Here is a 22,132-nt window from a genome sequence, read left to right as displayed (position 1 = left end):
CGTGCGCAAAGATGGATCGCATGACCGACGACACCCGCACCACTGAGCACACGGACGACGGCTCCGTCATCGTCGTGGGCCCCGACGGCCGTCCGATGGGCACATTCGAGCCGGACGGCTCGCTCACCCCCGAGGAGCCGGGCAACCTCATCGAGCAGCCGGCGAAGGTCATGCGCATCGGCAGCATGATCAAGCAGCTGCTCGAGGAGGTGCGGGCCGCTCCGCTCGACGAGGCCAGCCGCGGTCGCCTGCGGGAGATCCACCAGCGCTCGATCGCCGAGCTGGAGGACGGTCTGGCCCCTGAGCTGCGCGAGGAGCTGGAGCGGTTGTCCCTGCCGTTCGAGGGCGAGACGCCGCCCAGCGACTCGGAGCTGCGGATCGCTCAGGCTCAGCTGGTCGGCTGGCTGGAGGGCCTCTTCCACGGCATCCAGGCCGCGCTCGTGGCTCAGCAGATGGCCGCCCGCCTCCAGCTCGAGCAGATGCGCGGCGGCGTCCCGGGCCGGCCCGCCCTGCCGATGGGCAGCGTCATCCCCGGCAAGCAGCCCACCGGTGGTCCCGACATCGCCGGCCGCACCGGTCAATACCTCTGAGACCACTTATTTCGTACGCTCCGGGCCGCTCCGCCCAACGTGACCCGTCCCGCCCACTCCAGGCGACGTAGTCCCGGCTCACGACCGAAACGCCCCGCACGGGCGTAGCGGTGGCCCCGGCTGAGTGTCAGCTCAACGGTCGGCGGTGGCCCACCCGGGCTGGTTCTCAGGGCTGTCTCAGGGCGCTCGAGACAGCCCTGAGAACCAGCCCGGGGTTGACCGGGACCACCGCTACGCCCGTGAGGGGCGCTTCGGTCCGGTGTCCGGCCTGCCTCGCCCGGGGGGGCCACGGGACGGCGGGATCCGGCGAAGGACTGCCCCGGGCGTACCGAAATCAGAGGTTGAACAGGGACGACAGGTAAACCGCGACCCCATCCTCATCGTTGGTGCCGGTGACCTCGTCGGCGACCGCGCGCAGCGCCGGATGGGCGTTCCCGACCGCCACACCCCGGCCCGCCCAGCTCAGCAGCGGAATGTCGTTGGGCATGTCGCCGAAGGCGACGACCTGGTCGGCGGTGATCCCGTGCCGCTCGCAGTACCAGGCGAGGCCGGCTGCCTTGGTCACGCCCGCCGCGGAGATCTCCACCAGGGCCGAGGACGACGACCGGGTGGCCTCGACCCGGTCACCCAGCGTGCTGCTGATCAGCTCGAGGAACTCGTCCGGGTCGGCGGTCGACGAGCGGGCCAGCAGTTTGACGGCAGGCACCGAGGTCAGCTCCTCCGGGGAGGCGATCACCCGCACCCGATGGTCGTGCTCCCACCGGATCGTCCAGGTGTCCTCGTGCAGGAAGGCGCGCCCGTCCTCGACCTCGACGGCCAGCGAGATGTCCGGGACCGCGTCGCGGAGCTGCTTGGTGACGTCGAGGAGCAGGTCGACGGGCAGCGTGTCGGCGCGCAGCACGGTGTCGGTGTCCGGGTCGTAGATGACCGCCCCGTTGGCGCAGATCGCCGGCAACGGGGCCGGCAGCTGGTCGAAGAGCTGGTCGAGCCAGCGGAGCGGCCGGCCGGTGACCACGACCACCGGGACCGGGACACGGCTCAGCACGTCGAGGGTGCGAGGGCTGAGCGTGCGGTCGCCGGTGATCAGGGTGCCGTCGATGTCGGAGGCGACGAGGCGGAAGGGTCCCATCACCGCGACAATAGCCGGTCCAGGTAGTCGGCCACGCCGTCCTCGTCATTGGTGAGGGTCACATCGTCGGCGACCGCCAGCAGTGCCGGGTGCGCGTTGGCGACCGCGACCCGCCCCCAGCCGGCCCACGCGAACATCGGCAGGTCGTTGGGCATGTCGCCGAAGACCAGCACGTCGGCCGGGTCGACGCCGACGGCCTCGGCGACCACCGACAGGCCGGTGCCCTTGTCGACGCCGGCCGGGCAGATCTCCACGTAGTCGAGGCCGGCCTGGGTGACCGTCGCCAGGTCCGGTGGGACGACCCGGCGGGCCGCGTCCAGCAGCTCGTCGACGCCCAGCTCGAAGGACCGGGCGAACGCCTTGATCACCTCACCGGTCAGGCACTCGGCGCGGGTACGGGACTCGACGGTCACCGGGTAACGCCAGGTGGGGTCGTAGTCGCCCCAGAGCGGGGAGTCGTCGTGCTCGAGCGCCTCGAACATCACCGACAGCGGGCCGGCAGCGGACTCCAGCGCGCCGAGCGCCTCCCCGAGCGCCGCGCCGGGCAGCCGGGCCTGGCGCAGGTAGCGGGAGTCGGCCAGGTCCAGGACCCAGCCGCCCTGGGCCAGCACCAGGAAGTCGGCGACCCGGATGTCGTTGCGGGTGAGCGAGGTGAGACGCGGGCCGCGGCCGGTGGCGGCGACGATCCGGATGCCGGCGGCGCGAACCCGGTCGAGAACCTCATGGGTGTACGCCGAGACGGTGTCGTCGCTGCGAACGAGCGTGCCGTCCAGATCCGTCGCGATCAGCTTGGGGAGCCCAGGTTTCATGGAAACCTCCGAGGGTCGGCAAACCCCCGCGGAGGGCGGAAGGAGAACGGTACACCCGAGCGGCCACCAGCTGCCATGACAACCGGTAGCCGCTCGATGACGAGATCGTTACTTGGCGGGTTCCAGGATCTCCCGGCCGCCGAGGAACGGCTGCAGCGCCTTGGGCACCCGCACCGAACCGTCCGGCTGCTGGTGGTTCTCCAGGATCGGGATCAGCCACCGGGTGGTCGCGAGGGTCCCGTTCAGGGTCGCGGCGGTCTGCGGCTTGCCGTTCTCGTCCCGGTACCGGATGTTGAGCCGGCGGGCCTGGAACGTGGTGCAGTTCGAGGTCGAGGTGACCTCGCGGTACCGCTGCTGCGACGGCACCCACGCCTCGCAGTCGAACTTGCGGACCGCGCTCGAGCCGAGGTCACCGGCGGCCACGTCGATCACCCGGTACGGGATCTCGACCTTGGCCAGCATCTCCTCCTCCATGGCGAGCAGGCGCTGGTGCTCCTCGGCCGCGTCCTCGGGCCGGCAGAACGAGAACATCTCCACCTTGTCGAACTGGTGGACCCGCAGGATGCCGCGCACGTCCTTGCCGTGCGACCCGGCCTCCCGCCGGTAACACGTCGACCAGCCGGCGAACCGCGACGGCCCGCTGCTCAGGTCGATGATCTCGTTCGAGTGGTACGCCGCGAGCGCCACCTCCGAGGTGCCGACCAGGTAGAGGTCGTCGGCCTCGAGCCGGTAGATCTCGCTGGCGTGCGCCCCGAGGAAGCCGGTGCCCTCCATCGACTCCGGCCGCACCAGGGTCGGCGTGATCGACGGCGTGAACCCGTGCTCGACCGCCTGCTGGATGGCCAACTGGAGCATGCCGAGCTGCAGCAGCGCACCGACGCCGGTGAGGAAGTAGAACCGCGATCCGGACACCTTCGCGCCGCGCTCGGTGTCGATCGCCCGCAGCGCCTCGCCGATCTCCAGGTGGTCCTTCGGCGCCGCGATCTGCGGGATGTCGCCGACCTCGCGCAGCACGACGAAGTCGTCCTCACCGCCGGGCGGGGCGCCCTCGACCACGTTCGACACGGCCAGGTGGGCCTTGCGCAGCGCCTGCTCGGCCTCGCTCGCCGCGGCCTCGGCCGCTTTCACTTCAACGGCGAGCTCTTTGGTACGGGCCAGCAGCGCCGCCCGCTCGTCCCCGGAAGCCTTGGCGACCTCCTTGCCGATGGACTTCTGCTCCGCCCGGACCGTCTCGAACCGCTGGGTGGCGGCCCGGCGCTCCTCGTCGGCACTCAGCAGGCCGTCCACGAGCTCGGTGGACTCACCGCGCAACCGCTGGCTGGCGCGGATCAGTTCGGGGTCTTCGCGAAGCAGACGCAGGTCAATCACGGTTGTCGAGCCTACCGGCGCGCCGGTCCGTTCATCACCCGGATATCCCCCGGTGTCACGATCGGTGCGGCTGATCCAGGTCACCCGGGAACGACGCGAACGGTGTGGCCGGCGAGATGGTGAGGTCGAGCGGCTCGTCGGCGGCCTCCGCCTGCCGAGGTGGGGTGGGCGGCGCGGCCCGCGCGACAGTGGACAACCGGAGTGCGATCAAGGCGATGCCGGCCGCGGCCAGCGCGCACCACAACCCACGGCCGGGCGCCATCGTGATCTCGTCGTTGCCCACTTCCAGGGCGAAGTACCGCGGGATCAGCAGGCTGGTCTCGCCCAGCGGGCCGACCAGCGCCGCCAGCAGGGCCAGCAGCACCCCGCCGGTGGCGAATCCGGCGAGCCGTGCGTACGCCCGGCCGGTGGTGGGACCGAAGACGGCCAGCACGACGGCGGTCGTCAGGAGCAGCAGCCCGCCCAGATATCCGGCGCCGGGCGCACCGAGGTCGAACAGCCCGGCGGACAGCATCCGGCCGGCCCGCGTCCCTTCGCTGTCGATCACCGTCTCGCTCACCGTGGTCGTCTGCCACTCGGAGACCAGCGACCCGAACGCGGCGACGGCGGCCAGCGCCGCGGTGAGTGCCGGGACCCGCCGGTCGGTGGTCAGGTCCCGCAGGACGCCGCGCCGGGCGGGCTCGCCGAAGCTGATCACCGCGTTGTCGCTCTGGGGTTCCGGGACCATGGGTTCCATCATGGCCCCCGCCCGGTCCGCGAACCAACGGGCGAGATATCGGCTAGCGTGCTGGGCATGCCTATTCGTTCTTCTTCTGCCCGCTGGGAAGGAAACCTCACCGAGGGTTCCGGCACCGTCAAGACCGGCAAGGGTGGCCTCCAGGGCGCCTACTCGTTCAAGTCGCGCTTCGAGGAGGGCGAGGGGACCAACCCCGAGGAGCTGATCGCGGCCGCGCACGCCGGCTGCTTCTCGATGGCCTTCTCGAAGGGTCTCGCTGACGCGGGTTTCACGCCCACCTCGGTGGAGACCGTCGCCAAGGTCCACCTGGACAAGACCGACGCCGGTTTCGGCGTCTCCCGCATCGACCTGGAGACCGTCGGCGATGTCCCCGGCATCGACGACGCCACGTTCCAGGAGCTCGCCACCGGAGCCAAGGAGAACTGCCCGATCTCCCGCCTGCTCAGCCCGGGTGCCGAGATCAGCCTGGTCGCGAAGCTCGCCTGACGTGTGATCGATGTCCCGGCGCGGCCCTTCTGGCCGCGCCGGTGACACGGGCACAATGGGCGGGTGCCCGTCGACATGAGTCCAGAGCGTTTCGAGGAGCTGGTGGGCGAGGCCCTCGACGGGGTTCCCGTCGCGCTTCTCTCCCTGATGAACAACGTCGTCTTCCTCGTCGAGGACCGCCCCGAGGACGGCAGCGACGACCTGCTCGGCCTCTATGAGGGCACGGCGCTGACCGACCGCGGCTGGGATTACGCCGGCACGCTTCCCGACCGGATCACCATCTACCGCCTCCCCACGCTGAAGGTCTGCGACTCCGAGGACGACGTGGTGGAGGAGGTCGCGATCACCGTGGTGCACGAGATCGCCCACCACTTCGGCATCGACGACCAGCGCCTGCACGACCTGGGCTGGGGATGACCCGCTAGGCCCCGTTGGAGCGCAGGCGGTCGAGCCAGGCCGCCGAGTTCGCGAAGTCGCCGTCGGAGAGGTTCGGCGGCGCGGCGACCGGCGGTTCCGGCTGCAGGCGGTGCTTGGGGTAACTCCCGAGGAACCGGACCTCGGCGCAGATCCGGCGGAGGCCCTGGAGCGCCTCGCCGAGGCGGGGCTCGGCGACGTGGCCGGTGCAGTCCAGGAAGAACACGTACGTCCCGAGCTGCTCCCCGGTCGGCCGGGACTCGATCCGGGACAGGTTGATGCCGCGCACCGCCAGCTCGGTCAGCACGGCCAGCAGCGCGCCGACCTGGTCGTGGCGGATCCACAGGGCCAGCGAGGTGACGTCGTCGCCGGTCGGCGCGGCCGGTGCGCCGGGCCGGGTGAGCAGCGCGAACCGGGTGACCGCGTCGGCCCGGTCGGCGACCTTCTCGGCCAGCACGGTGAGGTTGTTGCGGTCCACGCCGATCGGGGCGCAGAGCGCGGCGTCGTGCTCGCCGGAGGCCGCGCTGATCGCCGCCGCCGCGTTGGAGAGCATGTCGACGACGACCGCGTCCGGCAGGTTGGCCCGCAGCCAGTGCCGGCACTGGGCGGAGGCCTGCGGGTGCGCGGCGACCGAGCGGATCTCGTCCAGCGGGGTCGCGGCCCGGGCGGCCAGCAGGAACTCGACCGGCAGCAGCACCTCTCGGGTGATCATCACCGGGCTGCCGATGATCAGCTCGTCGAGGGTGACCGGGACGGCGCCGCCCACCGAGTTCTCCAGGGGCACCAGCGCGGCGTCGGCCTCGCCGGCGCGCACCGCCTCGATCGCCTCGGGAACGCTGCGCGCGGGCGTACGCACCCCGTGCTCAGCGGCGGGAATGGTGCGCAGAGCGGCTTCGGTGAAGGTGCCCTCGGGGCCGAGGTACGCGAAGCGGGCAGGCGGCGTTCCGGGCATGCCCGGAGTCTAGGCCCTCCTCAATAGGCGCAGGCGAGGACTCTGATCCCGGCCGGGGCCTGTGCCTTGACCCGCGGGTTGCACACGTCGGTGCCGGCGGTGACGAACTCGAGGGTGGCCCCCGATCCGATGGCGACCACCGACAGCGGCTCGGCCCCGGTCATCCCGAGGGTGGTGAAGCTCCACGTCCCCGAGCAGTACGGCCCGTCGGTGACCGTCAGGTTCTGATCGGGCACACCGGACTCCTTCGTGGCCAGCTCGATGATCTGCGCACCGGTCGGCTCGCCGGTGCAGCGGGCCGCGTGCGACGGAGTCGGGCTGGGCGACGGCGTCGGTGAGGTCGTCGCCGGGGTGGTGGTGCGAACCGTCGGCAGGGTGGTGATCAGGGTCGGCGGCGGCAGGGTGTAGGTCGCCGTCGTGGGGAGGGCCGACGGCACCGCGATCGCGGTCGGCAGGCTGATGCTGGCGCGGGGGCGGGGCGGCCCGGTCGGCAGCGGTTCGGGTGGCGCGCCGCAGGCGCCGGCCAGCATCAGCAGGCCCAGCGCCGGGACGAGGCAACGTGTGCGGGGGAACACGTTGACATGGTAGGAGCCGAAAGGTCAGCTGGCGATGCGGTGCCCGGCCGCGGTGAGGGTGTTGACCGCCTCGGTGAGCCGCACAGCGGGCACGAGGAGGTAATCCGTGTCGTACGTCGAGAAGGTCACGATGTTGACCCGGGCCTCGGCGAGCGGGCCGACCAGCGAGGCGAGCACCCCGTGCATGGCCAGGTTGAGGTCGGACACGCGCAGACATCGCCAGGCGGTGTCTGCCTCCGCGCCGGTGGGCACCCGGTCGTTCGGGCAGATCACCGAGATCTCGTCGACGCCCCAGGTCACCGAGATGACGCTCTTGTCGTCCGGACCTGCGGTGAGGGAGGCGGGCAGGGATGATCCGGCCGGAAGCCGACACACCGCGTATTCACCCGGTAACAGGTCTAGATCCAGCATGCTCGCAGACTACGTTGCGGCTGTGTAACAACCAATGGTTGCCACCTGCGTTGAACACCACACCGCGGCGGACAAAAAGGACGCTAATACCGCACCGGGGACAGGAAGGTCAGCGTGCCGCCCACCCGGTCGCCCGCCATCAGCGGCGTGGAGACCGCATCGACGGTCAGCGGCGGCTCGCCCGCGCCGGGCACGACCCGCATCAGGCCGCGGGCCAGCCGCTCACTGCGCAGCGCCAGCAGGGGCGGGATGTTCTCGGCCTCGGGCTCCTCGAGCCGGCCACCGCCCGCGGTGAAGTCGATCAGGTGCAGCGCGGTGTTGAGCCGCCGGCCGAGCGCCTCGGCGGGCTTGCCCAGCCCGAGCAGCTCGCTGGCGGACGGCGACACGGCGAGTATCGCGCCGTCGATGTCGAGGATCAGGCACGGTTCATCGGCGGCCGCGACGGTCATCGTCCAGCGCTCGACGCTGGTGACGAACTCGGCCTCCGACGGTGTCCGGGCCTGCGGAACGAACGCTCCCGAGAGGGAGAGCTCAACATGCGCCACCGGCTCCTCCTCGCTCTGCCTCACACCGACGGCCGACGTCTCGCGCCGGCCGTCGACGGCTTCGCAAGGAACGTTACCGGCGGGTCAGCCGCTTGTCAGCGGCAGTCTGTCCGTTGCCGTACGAAGAGTAGTCAAGACCCGGCCGATAGGGTGCGTTCGACCAGGTGCCCGGGTGCTCGGCGACGGCGGTCAGCTTGGAGGCGGTGGCCGGGGAGATCTTCGACCCACCGGCGATGAGCAGGCGGTCGAGCTCCTTGTCGGTGGAGACCAGACAGTCCTTCGGCAGGCCGTGGACGCTGATCACACCGGTGCCCACGAAGGTCAGCACGGCGGTCACCGGGACGTTGAGCCCGACGACGGCGGTGAGGGCCTTGGCGGCGCGGCGGGCGTCCCGGCGGGCCTCGGCGATGTACGCCGGGCGCTTGCCGTTGATCTGTACCACGTCGCCGGCGATCAGCACGCGGTTGCGACCCTGGTCGGTCACCGTGACGGCGTAGATGCCGCCGGGGCCGATCGCCAGGAAGCCGGCGCGCTCGTCGGCGGGGTCGGGCTCGTAATAGGCCTGGGAGAGATCCGTCCGCGGCCAGTCCACGATGTGCCAGTTCGGCCCGAGGCGGTCGAGGCGGGTCAGGGCTCGTGCTCCGGCGGCTTCGATACGGCGGGCGCCACGTTCGGCGCGGCGGCGACGTGCCCATTCGGTGGGGCTCGGCATCCGCTGGGTGTCCTCGAGGACGGACCCGGGATGCTTGCGGTCGATGGGCGTCAGCGCTTGTGACGTCATGGGCAGCGCGGAACGGGTGGGGAAGACAGTCACTGCGACCTCCGGCAAAAGGTCAATCGGGCTCTCTCTATCCAACTACCGTACGTGATCGTATCCCTACGGAACAGACCGGTGAGTAGGAATGAGACGGGATGAATGCCGCATTCACGGCAAATTTTTCTTTCGGATGATGCAACTTGCCTTCCCAAGCTAGCTCCCAGCCCCAACCGGTGCATGACTGTCCCAGGATCTAGGCACAACGTCACGACACGGTAGCGCTCGGTACCGGCTAATCTCGTCGGGGTGTACGTCGACAGTGAAGTCGCCCACCTCCGTACCGTACTGCTGCACCGTCCGGCAGCGGAACTAGCGCGACTGACCCCGCGCAACAACGACACCCTCCTCTTCGACGGCATCCCCTGGGTGAGCCGGGCACAGGAGGAGCACGACGCCTTCGCCGAGGCGCTGCGCAGCCGTGGCGTCGAGGTGCTCTACCTCGGTGACCTGCTCGCCGAGACGCTGACCCTGCCGGAGGCGCGGACCGAGCTGACCGCGAGCGTCCTCTCCGACCGCCGGCTCGGCGACGCCCTGCGCGCGAGCGTCGCCGACTATCTGGCCGACCAGGAGCCCGCCCGGCTCGCCGAGCTGCTGGTCGCCGGCCTCGCCCACGAGGAGATCAAGCCGGGTGGCGGCGGCCTGGTCTACGAGATGATGGACCGGCACGACTTCGTCATCGACCCGCTGCCGAACCTGCTGTTCACCCGCGACTCGTCGGTCTGGGTGCGGGACCGGGTGGCGGTCACCAGCCTCGCGATGCGGGCCCGCCGCCGGGAGACCACGCTCACCCACGCGATCTACCGGCACCATCCGCGCTTCGCCGGCGCTGAGCTGCTCTTCGACCCGTCGCTGGAGCACGTCGAGGGCGGTGACGTGCTGGTGATGGCGCCGGACGTGCTGGCGATCGGCGTCGGCGAGCGGACCACCCCGGCCGGTGCCGAGCGTCTGGCCCAGCGGGTGATCGCGGCCGGGCTGGCGCACACCGTGCTGGCCGTCCCGATCGCCCAGGAACGCGCCACGATGCATTTGGACACCGTCTGCACGATGGTGGACGCCGACGCCGTGGTGATGTACCCGAACCTCGCCCACAGCCTGCAAGCCTGGACGATCACCGCGGGCGTCGAGGACGAGCTGCGGGTCCAGCCGCCGCGCCCGTTCCTGGAGGCGGCGGCGGAGGCGATGCGCATCGACCGGCTGCGGGTCATCGACACCGGCCTCGACCCGGTCACCGCCGAGCGCGAGCAGTGGGACGACGGCAACAACACCCTGGCCATCGCGCCGCGGCTGTGCGTCGCCTACGAACGCAACGTCGAGACCAACGCCCAGCTCGAGCGCGCCGGCATCGAGGTGGTCCGGATCAGCGGCTCCGAGCTGGGTTCCGGCCGCGGCGGGCCGCGCTGCATGAGCTGCCCCATCCAGCGCGATCCACTCAACTAACCAAGATCAAACCCCTGCGGCGGTACGGTCCCCGCGCTCTCATCCCACGAAAAGGCAGTCCCCCGCCCCCGGCTCGCGCCGAACATGACCAGCCCCACCCAGCGTGTTGAGTTCGGCCGCCCCACGCGCCCCCATTCAACACACCGAAAAGCCGCCCGCCCAGCGTGTTGAGTTCGGCCGTCCTACCCGCCCGAACTCAACACGCTCCGGAACTAACGGAGCGTCAGCTGACGGCCGATCAGGCCCTGCTTGGCGCGCCGGGCCGCCGCGTCCAGCGGCTCGTCCACGGCCAGGATGTCCGCGTACCGCTTGGCGAAGTCGGCGAGCGGCGCCTCGAAGTCCGCGCCCTCCGGCTCACCCGGCACGTCCCAGACCGGCACCAGCAGCCCGTGCGCCCGGAACATGCCGGCGAACTTGGTGTCCGCACCCAGCAGCAGGTCACCCGATGCGGACAGCCGGGACAGCGCGTCCAGCGCCCTGTCCTCCGGCTCGGACAGCACCCAGCGCACGTGGCTCTTGTCCGGCGCGACCCGGCACCAGTACGCCGCCTTGGCCGCGGCCAGCCGCACCGTCGGGTAGATCGAGGCGTTGGCCCGCTCCAGTGACGCCTTCACGGTGGCGTCCTGCATCTGGTCGGCGTCCAGCCAGTACTCGAACCCGTCGTGCATGGTGATCTCGAGCGGGTTGTCGACCAGGATGTCCTGCAGGCGCAGGCCCTCACCGGGCAGGGCCGGCACCGGGACGGTGTCGCCGGGCTCGGTGGCCAGCGCGTTCAGGATCGCCACGGCCAGGTCACGGGAGACGTCACCGGACTGGACGTGCCGCTGCAGGCCGATGAGGACCTGCCCGTCCCGGCGGGACATCGCCGGCCAGGCCATCGGCAGCACCGTGGAGAGGGTGACCGAGCGGTCGCCGTACTCCTGGACGATCTCCGGCTTGAGGGTCAGCGGCGCGGACGCGGCCGGGACCAGCTCGCGCAGGGCGACCCATTCCGGTTCGTCGGCCAGGCCCTCGAACGGGCGGGCGACGAAGATGTCGCGCACCTTCGTCTTCGGTGCGGTTTCGCGGGACTTGCGACGCTTGCTCACGGGGAACCAGCGTAAGCGGTCCGTCCCGCGTTCCGGTGACGTGCCCCACCCCGTGTCTCACCCGGCGTGTGGATTTCGGCCGCTATATCCGCCGCAACTCCACACACCGAAAAGCCCGGCAAGCCCGTGTGTGGAGTTCGGCCGCTATGCGCGCCCGAACTACACACGCTGGAGTCAGGCGCGGGGGAGGCGGACCTCGGCGACCGTGCCGCCGTCCTCCCGCGGGCGCAGCGAGACCCAGCCGTTCTGCCGTTCGACCAGCCGCCGGACCAGGTAGAGGCCCAGGCCGGCGCCGGCCCGATGGTGCCCGGAGTCGGCTTGCCAGTACCGGTCGAAGGCGTGCTCGACGTTCTCCGGCGCGATTCCGGCGCCACGGTCGGAGACCCGGAAGCGCAGCGTGTCGTCGTCGGCGCCGGCGCAGAGCTCGACGGTGGTGTCCGGGTCCGAGTACTTCTCGGCGTTGGTGACCAGCTCGGTCAGGACGGTGGCGATCGAGTCGCGGTGCCCGTACGCCTTGGGCAGATCTTCCGGCATGTGCGCCAGCAGCAACCGCTCCCGCAGATCGCCGGGCAGCTCGGCGGCGGCCGCCCGCAACGCCTCCACCAGGTCGAACGGGCCGGCCGGGGAACCACCGACCGAGCCGTCCTCCTCGCTCGCGGCGGAGAGCAGCCGGTCCACCAGCCGGGCCAGCTCACCGGCCCGGGTGCCGATCACCCGGACCGCCTCGCGTCTGCCGTCCTCGCCGAGGGTGTCCCAGTGGTTGGTGAGAGTGTCCGCGTACCCCTTGATCACGGTGACCGGGGTGCGCAGCTCGTGGCTGGTCACCGCGACCCACAGATCGCGGTCCGCGTCACGGCGCACCTCCTCCGGGGCGGGCTCGCCGTGCATGGGAAGGCCCGCCTTGAGGTGGTAGAGCCGGCTGACGAGAGCGGCCAGCAACTCCACCACCGCCCGGTGCTCGGGGCCGGGCGTGCCGGGGTCGGCGAAATAGACGTGCAGGAAGCCGGCGCTGTCGCAGCGGGCGGTCAGCGCGGCCGGATCGTCGTCGACGTGCGAGGCCGGGCGGCCGAGGAGCGGCTCGCAGACGCCGGTGGCGGCGATGATCCGGCCGTGGCCGCCCGCGAACTCGGCGAAGACCGCGCCGGACGCCCCGAGCGTCTCGGTGGCGAGCCGGACCAGCTCCTGCAACGTGTCGAGGCCCGCGTCACCGGAGTCGAGGCGGTCGAGGACCGCGACCTGACCCCGGGTCAGGGCCGCGTAGTCGGGACGGTCCGCCATGCCTGCGAGTCTGCCTCGCCCGCCGGGTTTTCGGCAGATGAACCTAAGCGCTTCCTTATGCCGGACCTGGGCCTAGTGGTGCAGGTCACATTTGTTCGAGATGGTCGAGCACGAACCGCGGACGATCCGTGATCACCGCATCCACCCGGTGTTCCAGAACGAGTTCCAGGTCCTCCGGCCGGTTCACCGTCCAGACGTACGTCCGATGACCCGCCGCCTTCAGCGCCGGCAGCAGCCCGGGCCTGGCCCGGATCAGCTCGACGCCGGGACCCGCGGTCCGTGCGCCGAACGGCAGGTGGCCCCGGCCGACACCGGGCGCCACCATCTCCATCAGGTACACCGTGGGCAGGCCGGGCGCCTGGGCCCGGATCCGGCGCAGCGCGAGCGCCGCGAAGGACATCACGGTGACCTGTACGTCGTCGTCCGGCTTCGGGTCGGCCAGGCCGTGATGCCGCAGCATCCGGACGAGCCGGCGTTCCACCTCGGCCCCGTACCGGGACGGGTGTTTGGTCTCGATCAGCAGCCGGACCCGCCGGCCGCTGTCGCGCACCGCGCCCAGCAGCCGTTCCAGGGTGAGCAGCCGGGACAGATCGGGCAGATCCTTGTCGAAGCCGGGATGCCAGGACCCGAAGTCCAGCGCGTCCAGCTCGGCCAGGGTCTTCGCGCTGACCCGGCCCCGGCCGTTGCTGGTGCGTTCCAGCTTGCTGTCGTGCACGCAGACCAGATGACCGTCCCGGGTCAGCCGGACATCGCACTCCAGCCCGTCCGCGCCCTCGTCGAGCGCGCGCAGGTAGGCCCCGAGAGTGTGCTCGGGCAGCGCGTCAGCGCCTCCGCGGTGCGCGATGACCAGCGGGCGGTACCCGTCGCTCACAGCACGCGGGCAGGCTGCCCGTTGTCGGTGACGACGTCCTTGCCGAGCGCGGCCCAGGACTGCATGCCGCCGTCGAGGTTGCGCACGTTGTCCCACCCGTTGTTCATCAGATAGGCGACGACCTGGCCGGACCGGCCACCGGCCCGGCACACCACGACCACCTCGCCGTCGGTGGGAACCTCGGCCATCCGGGCCGGCACCTCCATCATCGGCAGGTGGTGCGCGCCGGGCGCGTGGCCGGCCTCCCACTCGTCGGGCTCGCGCACGTCGAGCAGGTAGGAGCCGGCAGCAACTTGATCAGCGGTGACGCTGGGAACCTGGGGTCCGAACACGGAGAACAGACTAAGGCCCGCGCCACCTCTCGTCGGCGATGACCTCGCCGGTCACTTCTTCTTCTGCGGGTTCGCCTTGAGCCAGTCGCTCATCTTGTCGGCGGCCACGGCCTTGTACAGCGCCAGCGCCTTCTCCCGGTCGGAGACCACCACGGACTGCCCGCCGATCGTCTCGCTGCCCTTGTTGGGGCTGGTGAGGAACGTCAGGTTCTCGCTGCGCAGGCTGCTCAGCTCGACCGCCATGTCCTTGAGAGAGAAGTTCTCGTCGACGGTGAGGGCATCGGTCACCGAGCTGAGGAAGGAGGTCAGCTTCGCCGGGTTGCCGAGGGTGCCGCCGCTCGCCGCCTTGTCCATCAGCGCCTTGAGGAAGTCCTGCTGGTGCTGCATCCGGGCGAAGTCGCCACGGGGGAACTGGTAGCGCTGCCGGATCCAGTCCAGCGCCTCCTCGCCGTTCATGTGCATGGTGCCCTTCTTGAACTGGCGGAAGGGCTTGTGGATCGACTTGGCGTCCTGCTCGACGTAGAGGTCGACACCGCCCAGCGCGTCGGTGACCTCCTTGAAGCCGCCGAAGTCGATCGCCATGACGTGGTCGATGCGCACGTCGGTCATGCACTCGACGGTGCGGACCGCGCGCGGGATGCCGCCGAAGGCGAACGCCGCATTGATCTTGGATCGGCTGCCGGAGCTGCACGGCGCGCTGTTGCCGTCCGGGATGTTCACCCACAGGTCGCGCGGGATCGAGATGAGCTGAGCGGACTTGTGGTCGGCCGGCACGTGCATGAGGATCAGCGTGTCGGCGCGCCACTTGTTGGCCGCATCCTGCTTGGCGTCGGGGTCACGCGAGTCGGTGCCGATCAGCAGGATGTTGAAGGCGCCCTCGACGGTCGCGGCGGGCCGCTCCTTGAGCTCGGTGAAGGCGTTCGTCCGCTTGAGATCGTCGTCGAGGCCGGAGACGTATCCCCACGCCGAGATGCCGGCGATCAGCGCGATGACCGTGATCAGCACACCCGCCACGAGAGCGATGCGACCCCATCGGGGCCGGGGGCGGCGGTTGCCACCGCCGTAGGAGCGACCGGTGCTGCCGGGCGGCCGGCCACCGGGGCCGATGCCGTCACCACCGCGCAAGGGCCGGTCCCGATCGGGACGCCCGGGCCCGGGCACGGACGCTCGTCCGGAGGAGTTGCCGCTGGGGGAGGTGGTGGATGACATGCGTTCCAGGTTACGTAGCGCATGCCGGTGATCCGTGGTCTCACCGGTGCTTCGGCACGAAGGTGGGAGGAGAGTGATCGGGCGGACACGGGCCGGCGTCGGCGACTACGCCGGCCCGTGTACTGAGCAAGGTTCAGTGGGCCCCGTGACCGGTCAGGGAGCGGACCTCGAGCTCGGCGTACTTCAGCTCGTCGGTCTCCTTCGAGATGACCGTGCCGAGCCAGCCGAAGAAGAAGCCGAGCGGGATCGAGATGATGCCCGGGTTGGACAGCGGGAAGAACTGCCAGTCCTGGTCCGGGAACATCGCGGTGGCCGAGCCGGACACCACCGGCGAGAAGAACACCAGGACGACCGCGCTGATCAGGCCACCGTAGATGGACCAGAGCGCGCCCGCGGTGTTGAACCGCTTCCAGAACAGGCTGTACAGGATGGCCGGCAGGTTCGCCGACGCCGCCACCGCGAACGCGAGCGCCACCAGGAAGGCGACGTTCAGGTTCTGCGCGAAGATCGACAGGGCGATCGCGATCGCGCCGATGACCAGAGCGGCGATCCGGGCGACGCCGACCTCCTCACGCTCGGACGCGTTGCCCCGCTTGATCACGCTGGCGTAGAAGTCGTGCGCGAGGCTCGACGACGAGGCCAGGGTGAGACCGGCGACCACGGCCAGGATGGTGGCGAAGGCGACCGCGGCGATCACGGCCAGCATGATCGCGCCGCCGGTCTCGCCACCGAGGTACTCGACGCCCAGCTCCTGGGCGAGCTGCGGCGCAGCGGTGTTGCCGGCCTTGTCCTGCGCGGTGATGTTCGCGCCGCCCACCAGGGCCGCCGCGCCGAAGCCCAGAGCCAGGGTGAACAGGTAGAAGGTGCCGATGATGCCGATCGCCCAGAGCACGCTCTTGCGCGCGATCCGGCTGGTCGGGACGGTGTAGAAGCGGGTCAGGATGTGCGGCAGGCCGGCCGTGCCGAGGACCAGCGCCAGACCCAGCGAGAGCAGGTCCATCTTGCTGTAGAACGTCTTCGCGGCATCGCCTGCCGTCTCGACGCCGTACCGCAGGCCGGGCTCCAGGAACGCGGCGCCCTTGCCGGACTGCTGAGCGGCGTCACCGAGCAGCGCCGACAGGTTGAACTTGTAGTGCGCCAGCACCAGCAGCGTCATGATCAGGGCGCCGCCCATCAGCATGAACGCCTTGACGATCTGCACGTAGGTGGTGCCCTTCATGCCACCGACCGTCACATAAATGATCATCAGGGCGCCGACCAGGATGATCGTGGCGACCTTGGCGGTGCCGGCGTCCATGCCGAAGACCTCGGTGCCCGGCTTGATGCCGAGCAGCAGCGAGACCAGCGCGCCGGCGCCGACCATCTGGGCGATCAGGTAGAAGACCGACACCACGATGGTGGAGACGCTGGCCGCGGTCCGGACCGGGCGCTGCCGCATCCGGAACGCCAGCACGTCGGCCATCGTGTAGCGGCCGGAGTTGCGCAGGAACTCGGCGACCAGCAGCAGCGCGACCAGCCACGCGACCAGGAAGCCGATCGAGTAGAGGAAGCCGTCGTAGCCGAACAGCGCGATGATGCCGGCGATGCCCAGGAACGAGGCCGCCGACATGTAGTCGCCGCCGATCGCCATGCCGTTCTGGAAACCGGAGAACTGCCGGCCGCCGGCGTAGAAGTCGGTGGCCGTCTTGGTCTGCCGGCTCGCCCAGACGGTGATGCCCAGGGTGATCGCCACGAAGACCAGGAAGAGCGTGGTGGTGAGGGTACGGGAGGTGCTGCTGGACGCCTCGGCGGCGAGAACCAATGGGGCCATCAGTCGGCGCTCCCGTCGGTGGTGGTCGTCGTGCTGGCGGCCGGCGCCTCGTCGACCTTGCGGTAGATGTCGTCGGCCAGCGGGTCGAGTTCCTTGGCCGCGTACCGCGCGTAGTACCAGGCGATCAGGAACGTGGAGACGAACTGGAGGACACCGAAGATCAGCGCGACGTTGATGTTGCCGATCACCTTGATGGCCATGAAGTCCCGCGCGTACGCGGAGAGCAGCACGTAGAGCGCGTACCAGAGGATGAACGCGACAGTCGTGGGGAAGATGAAGCGGCGCAGCCTGTGGCGCAGGAGAGCGAACTCCTCGGAGCGCTGCACTTCGAGGTATCTATCGGCGGATGCCGGCACGGAATTCACCACCTTTGTGTGTTGGCGGACTTTCCGGCACCGTACGAAGGAGTGAGCCGTGTCACCGGCCGATGGTCGTGGCGTGCGCTGAGTGGTGGTCTGACTGCGCTGAGCGGCATCACGCCAGCTCGGTGTACCTCCCCCGGTAGTGGATCAGCGGCTCCCCGGCGCCCGGGAAGTGAACGACCTCGATCACCGCCTCGATCAGGGTGGCCCAGCCGCACGGCCGGGTGTCGTCCAGCCGGCAGCCGGCCCAGGCGCCGGCGTGGGCCGGAACCGGCCCGTACTCCGTCTGCTCCCACGCGCCCGACGCGAACGGGCCGCCCGGCGACGGGAAGAGACCGGCGAACCGGTCGGCGAGCTGCCGGTCGGCGGGACTCAGCGGGGAGACCGTGAACCGGCCGGCGAGCGTGACCGCGTCGAAGAAGTCGCTCTCGTCGTCGATCAGGCCGATCACCCGTCCGGGATCCCCGTCCGCGATCACCGTGGAGGAGACGGTCAGGCCGGCCGGGCCCGGCGCGGTCCACAGGGCAACCGGTGCGGCGAACCGGCCTCGCAGCCGTCGGAACTGCGATTTCTCCGTCTCGGGGACGGCGAAAGGATCGGTGGAGTGGATGCGGCCACCCGGTTCGTCGGAGTGCATCCGATCATTCTGCCGTTTTACAGATTGCGCACGCGTCTATGCCAATTAATTGATCAACAACTATTTTCTATGCATGACTCAGGTGGTTCTCCGGCCGGGTGACGTCGTTCATGTCGGTCCCGAGGCGAGCGTCCAGTTCTCCGGTGAGCGGACATTGACCTTCCGGGTCATCCGGGTCGACCCGCGAGCCACCTACGACGGCTGGATATGGCTCGACGGTTACGTCCTCGGCGCCGACGGCAGCGCCGAGCAACGCCGCCGAATCTTCGTCCGCCAGGACGGCCTGCGCCCCACCGCGTCGATATAAAACCACGCTTCTTGTACGGGCCACGCAGCGTCCCGTGCCTCGCGGCGGCCCAGGCAGGCGTTCCCTCACGGCATCCCGCGGGTGCGGCTCATGCACGCCCGTCGCGGTCACCCCTCCCGGCTGGTTCTCACGGCTGTCTCAGCGCTGCTGAGACAGCCACCAGAGCCAGCCGGGGGTCCGCCGCGCTTGCCGCGCTTGCCGCGCCTCGGCCGTGCCTGCCTCGCGTGCCCGGCTGGCGCCGCCCACCGCCGCCCCGCCCACCGCCGCCCCGCCCACCGCCGCCCCGCCCACCGCCGCCCGCCCGCCGCCCGCCCGCCGCGCCTGCCGCATGCCGGGATGTCGTTTGATGGACGGAACGTTCTGCTGCCGCCGGGATGCCGTTCGGTGGATCGAACGTTCTGCCGCGATGCCCGTTGGTGGATGGAACGTTCTGCCGCGATGCCCGTTGGTGAATGGAACGTTCTGCCGCGGGGATGCCGCTTGGTGGACGGAACGTTCTGCCGTGGGGAGTCGCTCGAAAGTGGACGAACTACAGGGTGTCACCCGATCATCCAGCCTGTGTAATGTCGGCAGGTGACGATGGGAGGCGGACCATCAGTGACGCATTACCGCGCGCCGGCGAGGTGATCCTCGTGGGTGCGGCGGCGAGCGTCCAGTTCGCGGGGAGCCGGGCGCTGACGTTCCGGGTGATCCGGGTCGATCCGCGGGTCACCTACGACGGCTGGCTGTGGATCGACGGCTATGTGCTCGGGGCTACCGGTGAGGCGATCGAGCGGCGGGTCATTTTCGTCAAACGGGACGGGTTGCGCCGGCGGCGTTAGTTCAGCGGGGGGTGACGGCGGCCAGCAGTTCCGGCATGCGGCGGTCGAGCATGCGGCCGGCCAGGTGCGCGCCGAGCAGGTAGGCGCCGGTGCCGTAGAGCAGGCCGACCGGCAGGGCGAGCCAGGGCCACAGTGCGGCCAGCACCACTACCGGCAGTGAGCCGAGCATCGCGCCGAACAGGGCGGCGATTCCTGGCAGGGATTTGCTGAGCCCGCCGCCGGCGGAGAGCGCGAACGGGCCGGTGGCGTCCGGCAGGGCGTAGGCGGCGCGTACCGAGATCGGCAGTACCAGCGCCAGCCCGGCGCCGTAGGTGGCCAGCAGCGTCCCGAACTGTGTGGCGATCACTTCCGGATGGTTCGACACCAGGCCGGTCACGATCGCCACGAGCATCAGCACCGGCACCGTGAAGACGGCGTGTGCGGTGGCCCGCGAGTGGATCTCCAGTCGGCCCGGGACGCCGGTGGCCAGGTTGGTGGCGTAGGCGCTGCCCTCGTACCCGAACTGGTTCGCCAGGCCGATCGGCGCGATCGCCCCGACCACGAAGGCCAGCCCGATCGCGCCCGTGCCGTCGCCCGCGAAAGCGGTGGAGAGCGGCAGGAAGACGCCGGCCATCGTCAGCGTGACCAGCGCGGCCCGCCGTCGCGTCTCCCGCCACCAGTAGCGGATCTCGCGGGCGGTCAGCGCGCCGAACCGGCTTCGCGGGAGCCAGCGGAACAGCAGTTTGGTCACCGGGCTGCGGTGATCCGGCGCGACGGCCCGGCCCGGACCGGCGCCTGCCGCGCCGACCATCGCCTGTTCCAGCGTGCGGCCCCACCAGGCGAGCAGTCCGGTCACGGTCACGGCCACGATCAAGAGCTTGAGGGGTACGGCCCACAGCCGCCCCTGCGCCACGTCCAGCCCGAGGGTCCACGGCGCGCCGAGCGGCGTCCACCCGGTCACCGCCGCGATGGTCTCGACGAGGTCCCAGTCGGCCCGGTTCAGCACCCCGAGCAGGGTGAGTTCCAGTGGCCCGATCGACGCCGCCACCACCGCCAGCAGGATGGTCGCCAGGTCCCGGGCTCGCCGGGACCGCAGTGACGTCGCGAACGCGCTGATCACCGCACGGCTCAGCACCACGCACAGGACCAGCCCGCAGACGATGCCGGCGAATCCGGCCAGTGCCGCCCCGGCGCCGCCCAGCAGCGCCGCCGAGTGCACCGTCCCGAGCGTCGCCGACAGGGTGGCCAGCGCCGGCAGCCCGGCCAGGGCGGCCGCGCCCATCCCGGCGATCAGGGTGCGGCGGCGCAGTGGGAGCAGCGCGAACTGGGCCGGATCGAGGGTGCTGTCGACCCCGAAGAACAGCAGTGGCAGGAACACCCAGCCGAGGGTGAGGAGCGCGCCGCCGAACGGGAACAGGATCTCCGCCATGTCCGGCCGCCCGAGCAGGCCGGGTACCGCCAGCATCGCGTAGCCCAGGACGGCGAAGCCGAACGCCGCGACCAGGCCGAGCACGAACATCACGATCCGGGCCGGCCGGTCGCGCAGGGTGTTCCCGGTGATCCGCAGTTTGAGCCGGACGAACGTCCGGATCGACACCGTGCCGGGCGTGCCGGTCACAGCCACGCGAGCTCCGAACCGGTGGCCACGCGGCCGCCGACGACCTGGACGAACACTTCCGACAGGGTCCGGTCGCCGCGGATCTCGGCGAGTGGCCCGTGCATCCGCAGCACCCCGTCCGACATGATCGCCACGTGGGTGCAGAGCCGTTCCACCACCTCCAGCACGTGACTGGAGAAGACGACGGTGCCACCGCCGGACACGTACCGCTGGAGGATGTCGCGGATCAGCGCGCCGGACACCGGATCGACCGCCTCGAACGGCTCGTCCAGCACCAGCAGTCGCGGCGCGTGCAGCAGCGCGCAGGCAAGGCCGATCTTCTTCTTCATGCCGGCCGAGTAGTCGACGACCAGGGTCCGGTTGCCGCTGCCGATCTCCAGCACGTCGAGCAGTTCGGCCGCCCGCTGGTCGACCGTCTCGGCGGGCATGCCGCGCAGCAGGCCGTGGTAGGCGAGCAGTTCCGGGCCGCTCAGCCGGTCGAACATCCGCACCCCGTCGGGCAGGACGCCGACCAGGGCTTTGGCTTCGGCGGGGGCGCGCCAGACGTCGTACCCCAGAAGCTCTGCCTGACCCGCGTCGGGCCGCAACAGGCCCACCGCCATGGAGAGCGTGGTGGTCTTGCCGGCCCCGTTGGGGCCGAGCAGGCCGAAGAAGGACCCGGCTGGGACGTCCAGGCTGACCCCGGACACCGCCAGGCGGGTGTCGAAGTGTTTGACGAGCCCGCGCAGCGACATCGCCGCCGTGCCGTCCTGCGGCGAACGCTGTGCCGGAACGCTCATGAAAGCGAACGTATCGCCCCGGCGGGCGGTCCGGGAACACCCGGACCGCCTGATGGTTTCAGCCGACCCGCTCGATCACGGCGCGCCTGATCAGGAACTTCCCGGGTTCGCGGACCTCCTCGAAGGCCGCGTTGTTGAGCAGGATGCAGCTTCCCGAGGTGCTGGCCACGGTGACCGTGATGCTCTTGCGGTTGTCCAGGTTCGTGACCCGCAGGCGGGTGCCGAGCGGGAAGGTGCCGCTGGACGCGGCGGGCGCGCCGCCCTCACCGGACAGGGTGACCGTCGAGCCCGGGCAGACCACGTCGCCGTTTCCGCCCTGCTGCTGGGCGGGCGGCGTCGCGGCCGGCGGTTTGGCGGCAGGCGGCGTTGCGGCCGGCGGTTTCGCGGCGGGCGAGGTCGCGGCCGGCGGGGCCGGGGGTTGTGCCACCGCGCCGCCGCAGCCGCCCTGGGCCCGCTGCACGTTGATCAGGTCGAGTACGGCCTGCCGGTTGGCGAGCACCGCCTCGGTCTGCGCGTTGGGCTTGGCCCGCTGTTCCGCCATGAACGCCTGCGTCTCCCGGAACTGCTGGTCCAGGCCGTCGCAGAAGGTGGAGGCGCTGCTCATCCCGGTGCCCACCGCCAGGCCGCCGCCGAGCACCGCGGCCGCCACCAGCCCGATCACGATCTTCCGATTGCGTCCGGTGAAACCGCTGCCCGGCCGCCTGTAGGTGCGTCTCATGCCCGGTTCTACGGGTGACGGTTCGGTGCCGGCCGGGACCCGTACCTTAAAGAT

26 protein-coding genes are annotated in these 22,132 nt (G+C 70.7%); 6 read left to right on the top strand and 20 right to left on the bottom strand.

What is annotated here, in order from left to right; all coding sequences use genetic code 11:
• Positions 1 to 20: 20 nt before the first annotated feature.
• Complete coding sequence (locus ACZ3II_RS05435; RefSeq protein ID WP_465516362.1) at positions 21 to 590, top strand: bacterial proteasome activator family protein; 570 nt, start codon at positions 21 to 23, stop codon at positions 588 to 590.
• Between the two features lie 334 nt (positions 591 to 924).
• Here the strand turns inward: ACZ3II_RS05435 and ACZ3II_RS05430 are convergent, their stop codons facing one another.
• From ACZ3II_RS05430 to ACZ3II_RS05415, 4 genes are all read right to left on the bottom strand, one after another.
• Positions 925 to 1,719, bottom strand: a complete 795-nt coding sequence (locus ACZ3II_RS05430; protein ID WP_465516361.1) for an HAD family hydrolase — start codon at positions 1,717 to 1,719, stop codon at positions 925 to 927.
• Entirely contained in the window at positions 1,719 to 2,528 is an 810-nt protein-coding gene (locus ACZ3II_RS05425; RefSeq protein ID WP_465516360.1) for an HAD family hydrolase, read from the bottom strand. The genes ACZ3II_RS05430 and ACZ3II_RS05425 overlap by 1 nt, the downstream gene beginning before the upstream one ends.
• A gap of 108 nt (positions 2,529 to 2,636) precedes the next feature.
• A complete protein-coding gene (gene serS, locus ACZ3II_RS05420) occupies positions 2,637 to 3,896 on the bottom strand; it encodes a serine--tRNA ligase (protein ID WP_465516359.1) in 1,260 nt (419 codons plus the stop codon).
• Between the two features lie 55 nt (positions 3,897 to 3,951).
• Positions 3,952 to 4,623 (bottom strand): hypothetical protein, encoded by a 672-nt coding sequence (locus ACZ3II_RS05415; RefSeq protein WP_465516358.1) that lies wholly within the window; start codon positions 4,621 to 4,623, stop codon positions 3,952 to 3,954.
• Between the two features lie 66 nt (positions 4,624 to 4,689).
• Between ACZ3II_RS05415 and ACZ3II_RS05410 the strand changes: the two genes are divergently transcribed.
• Entirely contained in the window at positions 4,690 to 5,118 is a 429-nt protein-coding gene (locus ACZ3II_RS05410) for an OsmC family protein (RefSeq protein WP_465516357.1), read from the top strand.
• 75 nt (positions 5,119 to 5,193) lie between these two features.
• Entirely contained in the window at positions 5,194 to 5,535 is a 342-nt protein-coding gene (locus tag ACZ3II_RS05405) for a metallopeptidase family protein (RefSeq protein ID WP_465516356.1), read from the top strand.
• A 4-nt stretch (positions 5,536 to 5,539) separates the two neighbouring features.
• Here ACZ3II_RS05405 and pheA read toward each other — a convergent pair whose 3' ends face one another.
• From pheA to ACZ3II_RS05380, 5 genes are all read right to left on the bottom strand, one after another.
• Positions 5,540 to 6,484, bottom strand: a complete 945-nt coding sequence (gene pheA, locus ACZ3II_RS05400) for a prephenate dehydratase (protein WP_465516355.1) — start codon at positions 6,482 to 6,484, stop codon at positions 5,540 to 5,542.
• Positions 6,485 to 6,504: 20 nt separating this feature from the next.
• The gene (locus ACZ3II_RS05395) at positions 6,505 to 7,059 is read right to left on the bottom strand and encodes a hypothetical protein (protein ID WP_465516354.1); all 555 of its coding nucleotides are present in this window, start codon (positions 7,057 to 7,059) and stop codon (positions 6,505 to 6,507) included.
• Between the two features lie 24 nt (positions 7,060 to 7,083).
• Positions 7,084 to 7,470, bottom strand: coding sequence for an ACT domain-containing protein (locus tag ACZ3II_RS05390; RefSeq protein WP_465516353.1), 387 nt, complete (start codon positions 7,468 to 7,470; stop codon positions 7,084 to 7,086).
• Positions 7,471 to 7,553: 83 nt separating this feature from the next.
• The gene (locus ACZ3II_RS05385; RefSeq protein WP_465516352.1) at positions 7,554 to 8,015 is read right to left on the bottom strand and encodes a PAS domain-containing protein; all 462 of its coding nucleotides are present in this window, start codon (positions 8,013 to 8,015) and stop codon (positions 7,554 to 7,556) included.
• Between the two features lie 73 nt (positions 8,016 to 8,088).
• The gene (locus ACZ3II_RS05380) at positions 8,089 to 8,829 is read right to left on the bottom strand and encodes a hypothetical protein (protein ID WP_465516351.1); all 741 of its coding nucleotides are present in this window, start codon (positions 8,827 to 8,829) and stop codon (positions 8,089 to 8,091) included.
• A 249-nt stretch (positions 8,830 to 9,078) separates the two neighbouring features.
• On the opposite strand from ACZ3II_RS05380, the gene ACZ3II_RS05375 reads away from it, so the two are divergent.
• Complete coding sequence (locus ACZ3II_RS05375) at positions 9,079 to 10,269, top strand: arginine deiminase (protein WP_465516350.1); 1,191 nt, start codon at positions 9,079 to 9,081, stop codon at positions 10,267 to 10,269.
• Positions 10,270 to 10,481: 212 nt separating this feature from the next.
• On the opposite strand, the gene ACZ3II_RS05370 is transcribed toward ACZ3II_RS05375, so the two are convergent.
• The 8 genes from ACZ3II_RS05370 to ACZ3II_RS05335 form a co-directional block, all read right to left on the bottom strand.
• Positions 10,482 to 11,357, bottom strand: coding sequence for a DUF5926 family protein (locus ACZ3II_RS05370; protein ID WP_465516349.1), 876 nt, complete (start codon positions 11,355 to 11,357; stop codon positions 10,482 to 10,484).
• Between the two features lie 174 nt (positions 11,358 to 11,531).
• Positions 11,532 to 12,635 (bottom strand): sensor histidine kinase, encoded by a 1,104-nt coding sequence (locus ACZ3II_RS05365; protein WP_465516348.1) that lies wholly within the window; start codon positions 12,633 to 12,635, stop codon positions 11,532 to 11,534.
• Between the two features lie 85 nt (positions 12,636 to 12,720).
• Complete coding sequence (locus ACZ3II_RS05360) at positions 12,721 to 13,506, bottom strand: glycerophosphodiester phosphodiesterase (protein ID WP_465516347.1); 786 nt, start codon at positions 13,504 to 13,506, stop codon at positions 12,721 to 12,723.
• On the bottom strand, positions 13,503 to 13,838 hold the full coding sequence (locus tag ACZ3II_RS05355; protein WP_465516346.1) for a rhodanese-like domain-containing protein: 336 nt from the start codon (positions 13,836 to 13,838) through the stop codon (positions 13,503 to 13,505). Before ACZ3II_RS05355 ends, ACZ3II_RS05360 begins: the two co-directional genes overlap by 4 nt.
• Before the next feature lie 51 nt (positions 13,839 to 13,889).
• Entirely contained in the window at positions 13,890 to 15,047 is a 1,158-nt protein-coding gene (locus ACZ3II_RS05350) for an LCP family protein (RefSeq protein WP_465516345.1), read from the bottom strand.
• A 133-nt stretch (positions 15,048 to 15,180) separates the two neighbouring features.
• Complete coding sequence (locus tag ACZ3II_RS05345; protein ID WP_465516344.1) at positions 15,181 to 16,857, bottom strand: solute symporter family protein; 1,677 nt, start codon at positions 16,855 to 16,857, stop codon at positions 15,181 to 15,183.
• A complete protein-coding gene (locus ACZ3II_RS05340) occupies positions 16,857 to 17,222 on the bottom strand; it encodes a DUF485 domain-containing protein (RefSeq protein WP_465516619.1) in 366 nt (121 codons plus the stop codon). The genes ACZ3II_RS05345 and ACZ3II_RS05340 overlap by 1 nt, the downstream gene beginning before the upstream one ends.
• Before the next feature lie 109 nt (positions 17,223 to 17,331).
• Positions 17,332 to 17,856, bottom strand: coding sequence for a flavin reductase family protein (locus ACZ3II_RS05335; RefSeq protein WP_465516343.1), 525 nt, complete (start codon positions 17,854 to 17,856; stop codon positions 17,332 to 17,334).
• 73 nt (positions 17,857 to 17,929) lie between these two features.
• On the opposite strand from ACZ3II_RS05335, the gene ACZ3II_RS05330 reads away from it, so the two are divergent.
• Both ACZ3II_RS05330 and ACZ3II_RS05325 read left to right on the top strand, forming a co-directional pair.
• The gene (locus ACZ3II_RS05330; protein WP_465516342.1) at positions 17,930 to 18,163 is read left to right on the top strand and encodes a hypothetical protein; all 234 of its coding nucleotides are present in this window, start codon (positions 17,930 to 17,932) and stop codon (positions 18,161 to 18,163) included.
• Between the two features lie 632 nt (positions 18,164 to 18,795).
• Entirely contained in the window at positions 18,796 to 18,984 is a 189-nt protein-coding gene (locus ACZ3II_RS05325) for a hypothetical protein (protein WP_465516341.1), read from the top strand.
• Position 18,985: 1 nt separating this feature from the next.
• Here ACZ3II_RS05325 and ACZ3II_RS05320 read toward each other — a convergent pair whose 3' ends face one another.
• From ACZ3II_RS05320 to ACZ3II_RS05310, 3 genes are read right to left on the bottom strand one after another with little or no spacing between them, the layout of a single operon-like run.
• Complete coding sequence (locus tag ACZ3II_RS05320) at positions 18,986 to 20,581, bottom strand: ABC transporter permease (protein WP_465516618.1); 1,596 nt, start codon at positions 20,579 to 20,581, stop codon at positions 18,986 to 18,988.
• Positions 20,578 to 21,360 carry an ABC transporter ATP-binding protein gene (locus ACZ3II_RS05315; RefSeq protein WP_465516340.1) on the bottom strand — a complete coding sequence of 261 codons (783 nt, stop codon included), beginning with the start codon at positions 21,358 to 21,360 and terminating at the stop codon, positions 20,578 to 20,580. Before ACZ3II_RS05315 ends, ACZ3II_RS05320 begins: the two co-directional genes overlap by 4 nt.
• Positions 21,361 to 21,418: 58 nt before the next feature.
• Positions 21,419 to 22,078, bottom strand: coding sequence for a hypothetical protein (locus ACZ3II_RS05310; RefSeq protein WP_465516339.1), 660 nt, complete (start codon positions 22,076 to 22,078; stop codon positions 21,419 to 21,421).
• Between the last annotated feature and the right edge of the window lie 54 nt (positions 22,079 to 22,132).

Source organism: Actinoplanes sp. NPDC019969, from assembly GCF_055562375.1.
This window is presented reverse-complemented; position numbering and strand designations above follow the sequence as displayed.

What these genes read in the sequence shown, in the direction of transcription:
- ACZ3II_RS05405 (WP_465516356.1), top strand. Translation starts at nt 5,194, where the DNA reads ATGAGTCCAGAGCGTTTCGAGGAGCTGGTGGGCGAGGCCCTCGACGGG.
- ACZ3II_RS05310 (WP_465516339.1), bottom strand. Translation starts at nt 22,078, where the DNA reads ATGAGACGCACCTACAGGCGGCCGGGCAGCGGTTTCACCGGACGCAAT.
- ACZ3II_RS05435 (WP_465516362.1), top strand. Translation starts at nt 21, where the DNA reads ATGACCGACGACACCCGCACCACTGAGCACACGGACGACGGCTCCGTC.
- ACZ3II_RS05425 (WP_465516360.1), bottom strand. Translation starts at nt 2,528, where the DNA reads ATGAAACCTGGGCTCCCCAAGCTGATCGCGACGGATCTGGACGGCACG.
- pheA (WP_465516355.1), bottom strand. Translation starts at nt 6,484, where the DNA reads ATGCCCGGAACGCCGCCTGCCCGCTTCGCGTACCTCGGCCCCGAGGGC.
- ACZ3II_RS05365 (WP_465516348.1), bottom strand. Translation starts at nt 12,635, where the DNA reads ATGGCGGACCGTCCCGACTACGCGGCCCTGACCCGGGGTCAGGTCGCG.
- ACZ3II_RS05410 (WP_465516357.1), top strand. Translation starts at nt 4,690, where the DNA reads ATGCCTATTCGTTCTTCTTCTGCCCGCTGGGAAGGAAACCTCACCGAG.
- ACZ3II_RS05345 (WP_465516344.1), bottom strand. Translation starts at nt 16,857, where the DNA reads ATGGCCCCATTGGTTCTCGCCGCCGAGGCGTCCAGCAGCACCTCCCGT.
- ACZ3II_RS05335 (WP_465516343.1), bottom strand. Translation starts at nt 17,856, where the DNA reads ATGCACTCCGACGAACCGGGTGGCCGCATCCACTCCACCGATCCTTTC.
- ACZ3II_RS05330 (WP_465516342.1), top strand. Translation starts at nt 17,930, where the DNA reads ATGACTCAGGTGGTTCTCCGGCCGGGTGACGTCGTTCATGTCGGTCCC.
- ACZ3II_RS05390 (WP_465516353.1), bottom strand. Translation starts at nt 7,470, where the DNA reads ATGCTGGATCTAGACCTGTTACCGGGTGAATACGCGGTGTGTCGGCTT.
- ACZ3II_RS05350 (WP_465516345.1), bottom strand. Translation starts at nt 15,047, where the DNA reads ATGTCATCCACCACCTCCCCCAGCGGCAACTCCTCCGGACGAGCGTCC.
- ACZ3II_RS05315 (WP_465516340.1), bottom strand. Translation starts at nt 21,360, where the DNA reads ATGAGCGTTCCGGCACAGCGTTCGCCGCAGGACGGCACGGCGGCGATG.
- ACZ3II_RS05430 (WP_465516361.1), bottom strand. Translation starts at nt 1,719, where the DNA reads ATGGGACCCTTCCGCCTCGTCGCCTCCGACATCGACGGCACCCTGATC.
- ACZ3II_RS05415 (WP_465516358.1), bottom strand. Translation starts at nt 4,623, where the DNA reads ATGGTCCCGGAACCCCAGAGCGACAACGCGGTGATCAGCTTCGGCGAG.